Origin of the sequence: Bradyrhizobium sp. USDA 223, from assembly GCF_044909005.1 — a bacterium.
Taxonomy (GTDB): Bacteria; Pseudomonadota; Alphaproteobacteria; order Rhizobiales; family Xanthobacteraceae; genus Bradyrhizobium; species Bradyrhizobium yuanmingense.
This window is the reverse complement of sequence record NZ_JBIYDR010000001.1, coordinates 510,068-520,229: the sequence shown is the minus strand read 5'-3', so window position 1 is coordinate 520,229 and position 10,162 is coordinate 510,068. Positions and strand designations below refer to the sequence as shown.

Sequence of the window (10,162 nt, the reverse complement as noted above, 5' to 3'; positions counted from 1 at the left end):
TGTTCAAGGTCAGTCATGTCAGGCAGCATCGGCAATTGGAGGGTCGAGCTCATCGAGGCTCACCGCGAACTCTTCCAGCCGCCTGTTGACCTCCCCGGCCTGGCCCAAGGCTCGCCCGAGTGCGACGCCGGCTGGCGCGACCTACTCGACCGTCTCTGCGTCCGGATCGCGGGCATCGTCCAAGCCGACGGCGGCGCCTTTAGGTTCAGCCAGATCAAAGAGAAGTACGGGACCTTGAGGGTCTCCTGGGACGGCCGGCTGCCTCCGGACGCGGACGCCCAGGTCGAAAAGGCCATCGGCTTGGCGGAGGCCCGCAGCGCCGTTACCTGCGAGGTCTGCGGAGAGGAGGGCCGCCTCCGCGACGGCGCCTGGCTGACGACCCGCTGCGAGGCGCACTCGGAAGGCCGCCCCCCGGTCGAGCACCGGTCGGGCATCGAGAACATCCACCTGGTTCGTCATTTTGTCGAAGGCAGGCGCTTCCTCACGTGCCGCTGGTACGACCGCCAGAACGACGTCTTCGTCGACGTCGACCCTGCTTCGCTGGGCGTCGAGGAGTAGCGCCATGAGGCTTTGGCCCATGTCCGACCTCCACATCGAACTCACCCGCGGCTGGGACCTGCCGGCCGGAGACGCGCGACCGCAATTCGACGTCATGATCATGGCCGGCGACTTGACCCCGCGCATGGAAAGAGGTGTCGCCTGGCTGATCGATCGCGTGCCGTCGGACCGGCAGGTCATCTACTGCATGGGCAACCACGAAGCCTATGGCGAGGACATCGACCGCACCCTTGAGAAGGCCAAGGCGGCCGCGGCCGGCACGCACGTGCACGCGCTGGAGAACGAGACCGTGCGCATCGGCAACGTGACCTTTGTCGTCTGCGCGCTCTGGACCGACTTCGCGCTGTTTGGAGATCAGCGCCGGGAGATGGCGATCGCGGCGGAACGCATGAACGACTTCAAGAAAATCAGGACCGACCGCTACGCCCAGCGCTTTCGTCCTTCGCATGCGCTGGCCAGGCACCGACGGTCCCGGGCCTTCCTGGAAGCCGAGCTCCGCAAGGATCGGCCCGGTCCGCTTGTGATCGTGACCCACCACGCATGCCGGCGCCCGGAGCTGCGTCTCTCGGACCCGCCCAAGCCGGACGAGCTCCTGAGCGCCGCATACTACAGCGACCTCACCGACCTGATGGTGCCGGCACCCGACGATGGTCGCGACGCGTTGCGGCCCGCGGACCTCTGGGTCTTTGGGCACACCCACCAATCCTTCGACAGGGTGATCGGCCAGACCCGCCTCGTATCGAACGCGAAGGGGTACGGCCCGTGGCCGCCCGGCGAGAAGACCTGGGAAAACCAAGACTTCAACGAGAAGCTCATCATCGAGATCTGAAGGGGGCCGACCATGACCGACGCCGACCAGAACCACACCGAAACCCGCCCCGCCCTTTCCATGGTTTCGGATGCCTCGTCATGTTCTCCCCCAAGCCCCGCCGCCCCCACCTCTTCTCATCCGCCAAAACCGGTCCCCGGTCCCCGCGCGACACCCTGCGCTCCGAGAGGCGCTCGCAATCGCATCGCTCGATCCGGCGGTCCGCGCGATCTCACACGTTGCGACGGCGCCTGCTGGGACCGCGCAAGTAGTCGAGGTCGACGCCGTCGTCCTGACACGGCTCGACGGCCGCTTCTACCTCGACGTCGTTCCTGCCCGCCGGATCCGCTCGCTCGACGAGGAAGGTCTTGCCTTGATCGCGCTACGCGAGCTCGGCGTGAAGCAGCTCATCGTCACGGCCGAGGACCTGCGGGCCGAACCGCGCCGCTCCAATGTTAGCCTGGTCTGGTCCTACAAGGACCGGCCGGTCTCCCTGCCGCTGCGCCTGCGCATCCTCAAAGCTCTCGCCGACGAAGGGCCGATGGAGCTCGGCCGGCTGCTCGAGATGATCAGCAGCGACGCCGATCCATCGCCGGCCGTGATGTCGCTCGCCTGCGCCAATCTCCTCGAACTCGACCTGACGTCCGAGCCGCTCGGGCCGTCCACTATGGTGAGGTACCGTACATGAAGAAGACAACAAAACGCCGCTCGACCGGCATCGCCGTCCAGATGAGGCCGAAGCGCCTCGTCGACCAGCACTGCCTGGCGCCCGGCACCGTCCTGATCGACCGGGTCTTCGACCGCGATCGCGGCCGCTTCGAAGATCCCGAGGAAGAGTCCCAGATCGAGGGCAACTTCTACCTGGAAACCGAGGAGGACACCGACAGCCCAGCCCCGGGTGGTCGTCCCGAAGCAATCACAGCGCCCGTCGGTGCCGCCTTCGAGGCCGCCGCCTCGTCGGATCTGCGCCGCAAGTTGCGCCACGGCCAGGCACTTTGCGTCATCGTCATGGTGCCGACGGCTGCCTGGGTCCTGCCGGTTTCGGACCATTTCCGCCGGTGTTTCGGCGACCGATGGCTGCAGCACACTAGGAGCCGACCGAACTGGCCCGGCCTGGGACGGTCATCCGGCTCGAGCGCTGTTTCGGGCGCCTTGGCCGCCGGCCGGTCCGTGGTCGGCATTTCCGCCGACGTCGGCCTGCTTCCCCGAGCCCTGGTCGGCGCCGCCGACCTCACGATCCGGCTCGGACCTCCGACAGCGGCCGTGGTGAAGGCCGCGATCGGCCGCTTCGCCGGGCGGGCGCCGGTCGAGCTCGACGACGCCTCCCTCGCCGAACTCGATCTCGACGACCTGCACGCGGCCTTCCGCCCCGGCACCGGCCCGCAACGCATCGCCCAGCGGCTCGCCGCGGCGTCCGCCGCGCTGCGGGCAACCGCCGATCTCAAGGAGATCAACACGTGCTCGTCGTGACAGTCGAACTTTGGCCGCCTGGCAGCAGCGCGCTGCGCCGGCCGCTCGGTACGATGCACATCGGGAATGCGAGCGACCTGGCGGACCTGAGCGACTATCAGGTGATCGTCATGGAGACCGCCAATCCTTCGATCGGCACGCCGCCCGGCATCGCAAGGTTTTCCGTTCTGGCCCACGCGCGCCGCCAGCGCGTCTCGGCACTTCTTCACCGAGCATGCGAGGAGGCGATGATGGCCGAGTGGACCGATCTGTAGGCGCGTAGGCTGGGTTCGTAGGTCCGTCGAGAGCGAGTTTCTACAACAAAAATCTCGATGGTTAATGCGCAAGCTGTGAATCCTACAAACCCTCGTGATTCAGCTGACTTAGCTAGACAGACGAATCCTTGAAAAACAGCCGTAAGCGATTGACCCAGCTATCGTTTTTCCAGATTCCGTTTGACGCGCTGCGCGATTGGGGTATCAGCTGGGTTCAGGCCTGAGAGCAGGCAGGCGTGCTCCATCGATTCCGGAGGGCGCTCGCCCATAGGATTCGCAAGGAGGAATTGGCGTCGACATCGCCGCTCCCGGATCCTCTCTCGGTCCCACGATCAGGATTTTGATGCGCGCCGCACCTGCGGCGAACGCCCGTCCATGCCCGGACGGACGAGAGGAGGAGTGCGTCGAATGAGCAAGCGCCACCGGGCCGTGCCCAAGGGCATATTCAATGCGTGGGGCTCTGGAGCAGATACGCGCTTGGGCGCGGGCGTCGGATCGCTCGCGGCGATGTCGCGGAAGGAAACTAGCGCGTTCATGAACACATCTCCTACATTTCGAATTGGGGACCGCGGCGCTGCTTTTCCTTCTCGGGGTCGTGCCGCCGCCTTGAGCGGCGCATGAACTCGACAATCTGTCGCGCCAACCGGGCGCGCTCTGCCTGATGCCAAACCCTAATCTCGTCCATCCGCTTCTGAAGCGGTCGGCGTTCCTTCATTTGTGTGGTGAATAACTGTTCGCGCTGAGCCCGATCGCGAAGGTAGTGCGACGTAATGGTAACCGGAAGCGAAGATCCGCCGAGCCTGGGCACCGTCACTGCATCGACGCCGAGACCGGCATGTTCGTCGGTACCGCGCGGATCCCCGATCAAGTCGATCGTCCGATCACGGACGAGGAAGTGGCACGGATGATGGGCGGAGCGTACCGATTGGCGTCGATTGCCGTCGATCTGAAATGGACCTGCTCGTCCGGCGGGCGCGACGCGTGTCAGATGAGCTGAGACTTCGCCGTCGTCTGTGGCGTCGGCGGCATCGCCTCCCCACCCGGAGCGATAAGCTGCAGGATACAGGGGACGCTCGTTCGCAGCCGCCTTAGTGTGGTCTCTAGCGAGAGATCAAGGCCACTTCGGGCCAGGCAAGACCTCGTCCAGATCGGTATCGGCCGCAGCGACTTCGGTAAAGATGGGCTCTTCGCCGAAGGGACGGTTGATGATGGCGAGCGCTTCGGGAGCGGCGTAGATCCGGTTTCGCGCGTATCCAGTCCTCTCCTGCAGGATGCCGGCTTCCTGCAATTGCGCGATGGCCTGATTTACCTGCGTGGGCGAGACATCGAGCAGTTGGCCAAGGCGCTTCGCCGTCACGACCGGATAGTTGTGAAGTTCGTCTAAAGCGCGGGTGGCCGCGGATCCCTTTCGGAATTTTCGGCGCTCCCTCCAGCGCTCTGACAATTCCGCGAGTGCCGTCCGGGTCCGGATGAGTTCTTCGACGGTGCCGGCGACGGCGTCGGCCATGAAGGTGATGATCGGCTCCCAGTCGAGCCGTTGTTGAGCGTCCTTGAGCGAAGCGTAGTACGCCCCCTTTTTGCTTTCGATGTAAGGCGAAAGATACAGAGGGACGTGCCTCTCCGCCGCCATCATGAGAGGAAGCAGAAGGCGGCCGACACGACCGTTGCCGTCGCGGAAGGGGTGCACCGCCTCGAAGTGGGTGTGCGCTATGGCCATGCGCGTGATGAACCCTTGCGTCATCTGCTGCATGCCCTCGTTCCGGAGGTAGTCGACCGTTTGGGCGAGGCAGTCGGCGACGTCGGCCGGAGGCGGGGGATTCAGACTGGAATATGCGATGTCTTTGTTTCCGCCGATCCACACGACACGCGTGCGGAGGTCGCCGGGAACGTCTTGATAGTCGGGGTCGTCCTTCATCACGGCGCGGTGGAGGTGCTTGATCAGATCCATCGTGAAGACGCCGTAGCCATCCTTGGCGGCTCTCGGAATGAATCCGTCCAAGGCAACGACGTAGTTGCGGACTTGGCGCGCTTCGTCCCGGGCGCCGTCGTCGCCCGTCTCTTCGACCGAAAGCAGTTCGTCGAGAGTGCTCTGGGTGCCTTCGATAGAAGAGGAACTGACTGCCTCACGTCTGGTAAGGACTCGGCTGACGATGTAGGGGTCCTTCATCTGGGCGGCGATGGCGTCGACCTTGCCGAAGGCCGCTTGAGCGGCTTCCAGGGCCTTCATCGCCCCTCCGACGAACACCCCCTCCTCCGGGGGTGCCGGCGGCACGATCCCGTAGTGAGAGTCGTAGGGCGGCGGAAGCCGCTTCAGGGTCTCGCGGATCGTGTGGCTGAGATCGCTGCGCTTCACGGGAACCTAAAATAAGGGGGAGTTTTCCTAGTTATAGTTTGGGTTCCTGCAAAAAGCCATAACATATCGCGATCGCGAGGAGCTTATTTAGGCTTTTCGGAGCCGCTCCCCCCTTTAAGTTTCATTAACCACCAGCTTGCCGCCTCCTCGGCGGCCAGCAATTCTGCCCCGGTGAGTGACCCGGCCGCTGGGATGCAGCACCACGCGGTCCCCCGCACCCAGCCCGGCAAGCACTTCGGCCTGCCGGTTGTTGCGGCGGCCGATGCTGACCGGAACGACTTTGGCGCGCCCGTTCTCGTCAGCAAAAACGGCCCACTGGTCGCCCTTCCGGAACAAGGCGCTCACCGGCACCGTCAGGGCGTCCGGAACGCTCCAGGTGGTCACGTGGACGACGCCCCCGTAGTCGTGGCCGAGCGCGGCCCACGGTTCGGGCGGATCCGCGAAGTAGATGGTCACCCTGACCCGCTGTTCTTCGATGCCGAATGCCGAGACCTTCAGGAAGCCTACCGGGTCCATATACGGGGACCACCTGGGCTGAACACTCCAGCCGTCGATCCGAACGAGAGGTGCCGACCTTGATCTGGACGGCATCGGTCGAGAGCAGGTGGCGAAGACTTCCGGATCGAGCGAATTGCTGATCTTCCAGTCGGAGCCGGGCAGGACGGTCGGCTTGATGCCCAGGACCACTCGCCGGCGTTCGCACAGGCTAAGTCTCAAATGATACAGACGCTCCCGGCGGCCCTGCTAAAAGAAGCCTATTCCGGCGCACAGGACCGTCATGCCAATCAAGGTCTGATCGTTTTTCTCTTCGATCCGGTGCAGGCGTCGCTCTTTAGAGTCTCCACATAGGGGCCGGCTGGCTCACGCGAGCCGCAGTGCGGACAAGCCAAAGCCGAAAACGAGACACCGTTGCCGCAGTCGTAGCAGCCGATAAGTTCGTGTTGTGAGCGCTGACCCGTCATAAGCCTAGCCTTCAGTACCCGCGGCGCTATTACGTCCACTCTTGACGCGATGGGTATCGGCGAGCATTTATTCTACAGGGTTAGGTCGCGCTGACGACGATCGGCTTAGACGCCATCGCCACTACCCCGGCAAGGATCTCTATTTCAACAACTCATCAATCGAAACCTCGCCAAATGGGTTTGGAATCGCTCGCCTGGCGACGAAGAGACCGATCACTCGCGTCTTTGGCGCGCGCTCCAAGATCATCTCCTTGACGGCCTTGAAATGGGAGCCTGTCGTGAGGACGTCGTCGAAGATGCCGACAATACCTCGCAGGTTTTGCAAGTGGTTTTCCGCGATCCTGTAGTTCTGTTTGAGTTCGGCCGGTGCCTTCCGGTTGCCGCCCTTGAACGTGTCGGTAAAGGCGATCTGCTCGATTAGTTCCCGGACGTCTGGCGGCGCCGGCGCGCGGATTCCTCTGCAAACCTGCACCATCCGATCATCGTAAGCAGGATCGGTCTTTACCTTCGATGGCGGTATCGGAACGATCGTGGCCTGGTCCAGCCATTCGGCGCTCAAGACCGCAGATAGGTCGCGAGCGCATCTGGCGATCGCCGGAGCTTTGTAGTGGTAGCCACCATCGTTACGCTTCTTCTGAAGATTGTGAATCAGCTGATTGGTCTCGCCGCCCTGCCAACCCTTACCAGCCGTGTATTCGTAGAGGTAATGGCAATCGTCACCCTCGTCGAGGGTCCCGGCGGTTGGTCTCGTCAATTTGCTGAAGTAGGAGCGCCATTACCCAACGCACCCCAGATATCGGCGAGGTCGCGAACACGGATCGCGCCCCGTTTCTCGAAGTTCGCCGGCCAGGTGATGTCGTCCCGCTTGAAGCAAGAATCGAGAAAGAACAGCTTGCGGCCCTGCTGAAGGGCGGCGCGGGCCTGCGTAAGCGTCCCGCTTGTGTCGCTGGCCTCGACGATGATCGTTCCCTCGGTGAGAGCGCTCATGGTGACGTTGCGCTCAGGGAAAAACAGCTTGTTCTGCGGGACGTGCTGACTGGCGTACCGGAGAACAGGTACCTGAGAAATAAGCAGATTGTCCTCCGCGATCCTGCGCTGGAGCGCCTGATTTTCCTTCGGGTAGTAGGTCCCGATGGGCGTTCCGATGACAGCGATGGTATGGCCCTTCGCCTCGAGTGCGGCCGTATGAGCTGCGGTGTCGATACCGGTCGCGAGTCCCGAGACGACGGTGAAGCCGCGCTCGACCAACGCACGTGACAACTTTCCCGCACGCAACTTCCCGTCTTCGCTTGGATTGCGGCTGCCCACAACGGCAACGCATCGGGTTTCAACGAGCTCCCAAGTGCCTTGAAAGTAAAGCATTTCGACCGGATGCCTCGCATCTCGGAGCTTCGCAGGATAGTTGCCGGTGAGATTCAGCCGAGTGCCGAACCTAGACACGCCTGCCCTCTTGAGCGCAGCTAAAACTTCGGATGCGCGCGCGTCCGCCACAGCGCCAGAAACGAAGTCGGACGGCACGGCAGTCGGGTCCGCTGCGAACTTCTCCGCGATCGTTTTGAAGGTGGCCCCCTTCTCGAGCCACAGCGCTTCGTAAGCACCCAACTCCATGCGCGGCGAGATTGAGCGTACGGCCGGCCTATCATTCATTCTTGCGAGAAGGTTCATCGTCCAACCCTAGCTAGCCCTTGCCGCGGCGTCGAATCCGCAGAATCGAAGTCCCCTGCTTTGAAGAGACAACGCAAAAGCGTCAGGAAAGCCTATCACGCGCCAAGAACAAATCAAGAACATAGAACATCGCATTACAAAACATTGACTTAAACGGTTAATATTTCCTTGATTGCATCTGACGGGCTCGTTATCCGATCAAGCTGAGGCCTAGCGGCCGCGGCCGCCACCGCGACGTAGCGAATCCCGGCAACGCCGGCACGGCAGTCGTTCCGATGGCGTTTCAATCCGCTCGGGATTGGCAGCCGATGTTCTGAAGCATGCCGCAGGCCTACCGATTCCGCCGTCCATCACGCGGATCAACCTGTTGCGCCCATTGGCTCCCGTACTAGCCGATCCGCGCGCCCGCGACACCTCGGGCAAATGCATCTGTTGCGATCAGGATTTCCTGGATGCGTACCGGCGAAAATACCTCATTCGCTCGCGGCCTGGTCGGGCCGTTTCAGCAAAACAAGAACTTCGCAGGTCTTAGCCACCTGCGTCTTCTTGAGTAGCCCGCGCGGTGCGGGCCGATCACGGTTCGATCGGAAGCCTGCACGACATGGAGGACAACAAGGCTAGTTCGCAGGCAGTCATTCACCGGGCTGGCTTCGACCGAATCTTATCGAAATACGATCGAAGGTTCGGACGGCCAGCGATCTGCTTGCCGATGGCCCACTCCTCAAACATCTCTGCCGGGAGAACGGCAAAGGAGGCCGACTGCTTGCCGCGTAGCCAACATTCCTGAGGAGGGACTTCAGGGTTGGCGCGATTGTCTGTCTTTAGGAAGAACAAGAACCCTCCAATGTAAAAGCGAAACAGATTTACGCCCTGCTGTCTGTCCGCTTTGGGGGCCCTGTAGAAATAGACCTCGGTGTCGCCGGTGTACAACTGAATAGCCGTCAGATCGATCGACGAAGGCACCGGAGCTCGCTCGAACGCAACGTCAGCAAGGATTTCGCGATACCGGCCAGTACCGATCCTTCCGTTGGCCTGCTTTGTGACCGCGTACTTCCAGCACAAGCCAGCAGCAAAGCGAACGAAGCGGTCCCCGTTGACCTCCTTTGCATGCAAATACGAGTGCGGGGGCGCGAGTCGCATTCGTGCCTTTCTTAGGAACTCGACTGCGTATCCCTCATGCGCACCGAGCTTCCGGTCGCAAGGGCCACAGAGTATATTGGCATCGTAAACACCGGTGTTAGTTCTCCGGAACTTGTCGGCCCCGGGATATCCGATGACATGCTTTTCGCCCGAATGCGGGGCCACTTCCAAGGCAAACGCACGCGGGATCAGGTGCGCATCAATTGTCTTTTCGTGACCGCAGATGAGGCAAGGCATCAGAAGCAACGGTATTAGAGCCGACTGAAACGATCGTCGATGGCGTTTTAGCTAGATCGAGGTGACCTCGCGCTCTGATTTTGCCTGAGCATCGTAGATCTTCACCTGCAGCAGCGAAAAGCGCCTCTTAAGGTTCAGCGCTCCGCTCTCAACGCCTTCCTTGGATGAAAATTCGGCCTTAACCAATCCATCGACCAAAATTGCGTAGCCACTGGTTGGCAAGGTGCGGCTCGATCTCGACATTTCGCCTCATGTCCAGTTTTTGCGATAATCTTGCCTTAAAGTGAGTCTGGGAGATCACGCAATGGGCTTCTCCTCTGAGCCGACAACACGAGCGCCGCCAATAACAGCGGCTTATACTCTACTCTTCCCGCGGCGTCACAACACTCAACGCGCGACGGTCTTGCGACAATCCTCCATCATGGCGGCCGCGACGTCGCTCGGATAACAGGCTGGCGCAGCTCCGCCCGGTCGCGAGTTTGCACTTCTCCCTCCACATGCCCGGCCGCTGCGCGTAAGGTCATCCGGGCAAGCACACGGGTGTCCCGCAGCGTAGTAACGATCTCGGCTCGCTTTGACGATTATTGCCGCGATGGCCGCCGCAGTTAGCACGACCTCCACCTTCCGCGTCGCGTCTGACTTTGGAGACGCTGGTTCTGACCGGCTAGGCTTCGCGGCCGGTTGCGGCGAAAGGCTCGGGCGACGGCTGAGCAAT

The 10,162-nt window shown here is 62.2% G+C and carries 12 protein-coding genes; 6 read left to right on the top strand and 6 right to left on the bottom strand.

Annotated elements, in window-relative coordinates:
* Positions 1-15 precede the first annotated feature (15 nt).
* The 6 genes from ABIA40_RS02170 to ABIA40_RS02145 all read left to right on the top strand — a co-directional run bounded on the left by ABIA40_RS02170 (position 16) and on the right by ABIA40_RS02145 (position 4,087).
* Entirely contained in the window at positions 16-558 is a 543-nt protein-coding gene (locus ABIA40_RS02170; RefSeq protein ID WP_404538744.1) for a hypothetical protein, read from the top strand.
* 19 nt (positions 559-577) lie between these two features.
* The gene (locus ABIA40_RS02165; RefSeq protein ID WP_404538742.1) at positions 578-1,387 is read left to right on the top strand and encodes a metallophosphoesterase; all 810 of its coding nucleotides are present in this window, start codon (positions 578-580) and stop codon (positions 1,385-1,387) included.
* A 70-nt stretch (positions 1,388-1,457) separates the two neighbouring features.
* On the top strand, positions 1,458-2,054 hold the full coding sequence (locus ABIA40_RS02160; protein ID WP_404538739.1) for a hypothetical protein: 597 nt from the start codon (positions 1,458-1,460) through the stop codon (positions 2,052-2,054).
* Positions 2,051-2,836 carry a hypothetical protein gene (locus ABIA40_RS02155; protein WP_404538737.1) on the top strand — a complete coding sequence of 262 codons (786 nt, stop codon included), beginning with the start codon at positions 2,051-2,053 and terminating at the stop codon, positions 2,834-2,836. The genes ABIA40_RS02160 and ABIA40_RS02155 overlap by 4 nt, the downstream gene beginning before the upstream one ends.
* Complete coding sequence (locus tag ABIA40_RS02150) at positions 2,824-3,090, top strand: hypothetical protein (protein WP_404538734.1); 267 nt, start codon at positions 2,824-2,826, stop codon at positions 3,088-3,090. Before ABIA40_RS02155 ends, ABIA40_RS02150 begins: the two co-directional genes overlap by 13 nt.
* Positions 3,091-3,925: 835 nt before the next feature.
* On the top strand, positions 3,926-4,087 hold the full coding sequence (locus tag ABIA40_RS02145; protein WP_404538732.1) for a hypothetical protein: 162 nt from the start codon (positions 3,926-3,928) through the stop codon (positions 4,085-4,087).
* A 114-nt stretch (positions 4,088-4,201) separates the two neighbouring features.
* Here the strand turns inward: ABIA40_RS02145 and ABIA40_RS02140 are convergent, their stop codons facing one another.
* From ABIA40_RS02140 to ABIA40_RS02115, 6 genes are all read right to left on the bottom strand, one after another.
* Positions 4,202-5,443, bottom strand: coding sequence for a Fic family protein (locus ABIA40_RS02140; RefSeq protein WP_404538730.1), 1,242 nt, complete (start codon positions 5,441-5,443; stop codon positions 4,202-4,204).
* Between the two features lie 114 nt (positions 5,444-5,557).
* On the bottom strand, positions 5,558-6,130 hold the full coding sequence (locus ABIA40_RS02135; RefSeq protein WP_404538727.1) for a hypothetical protein: 573 nt from the start codon (positions 6,128-6,130) through the stop codon (positions 5,558-5,560).
* Between the two features lie 414 nt (positions 6,131-6,544).
* A complete protein-coding gene (locus ABIA40_RS02130; RefSeq protein ID WP_404538724.1) occupies positions 6,545-7,159 on the bottom strand; it encodes a hypothetical protein in 615 nt (204 codons plus the stop codon).
* Positions 7,156-8,070 (bottom strand): DNA-processing protein DprA, encoded by a 915-nt coding sequence (locus ABIA40_RS02125; RefSeq protein WP_404538721.1) that lies wholly within the window; start codon positions 8,068-8,070, stop codon positions 7,156-7,158. Before ABIA40_RS02125 ends, ABIA40_RS02130 begins: the two co-directional genes overlap by 4 nt.
* A gap of 636 nt (positions 8,071-8,706) precedes the next feature.
* Complete coding sequence (locus tag ABIA40_RS02120) at positions 8,707-9,210, bottom strand: hypothetical protein (RefSeq protein WP_370157754.1); 504 nt, start codon at positions 9,208-9,210, stop codon at positions 8,707-8,709.
* A gap of 288 nt (positions 9,211-9,498) precedes the next feature.
* Entirely contained in the window at positions 9,499-9,690 is a 192-nt protein-coding gene (locus tag ABIA40_RS02115; protein ID WP_370157753.1) for a hypothetical protein, read from the bottom strand.
* Positions 9,691-10,162 lie beyond the last annotated feature (472 nt).

What these genes read in the sequence shown, in the direction of transcription:
- ABIA40_RS02155 (WP_404538737.1), top strand. Translation starts at nt 2,051, where the DNA reads ATGAAGAAGACAACAAAACGCCGCTCGACCGGCATCGCCGTCCAGATG.
- ABIA40_RS02170 (WP_404538744.1), top strand. Translation starts at nt 16, where the DNA reads ATGTCAGGCAGCATCGGCAATTGGAGGGTCGAGCTCATCGAGGCTCAC.
- ABIA40_RS02145 (WP_404538732.1), top strand. Translation starts at nt 3,926, where the DNA reads ATGTTCGTCGGTACCGCGCGGATCCCCGATCAAGTCGATCGTCCGATC.
- ABIA40_RS02120 (WP_370157754.1), bottom strand. Translation starts at nt 9,210, where the DNA reads ATGCGACTCGCGCCCCCGCACTCGTATTTGCATGCAAAGGAGGTCAAC.
- ABIA40_RS02125 (WP_404538721.1), bottom strand. Translation starts at nt 8,070, where the DNA reads ATGAACCTTCTCGCAAGAATGAATGATAGGCCGGCCGTACGCTCAATC.
- ABIA40_RS02115 (WP_370157753.1), bottom strand. Translation starts at nt 9,690, where the DNA reads ATGTCGAGATCGAGCCGCACCTTGCCAACCAGTGGCTACGCAATTTTG.
- ABIA40_RS02165 (WP_404538742.1), top strand. Translation starts at nt 578, where the DNA reads ATGTCCGACCTCCACATCGAACTCACCCGCGGCTGGGACCTGCCGGCC.
- ABIA40_RS02160 (WP_404538739.1), top strand. Translation starts at nt 1,458, where the DNA reads ATGCCTCGTCATGTTCTCCCCCAAGCCCCGCCGCCCCCACCTCTTCTC.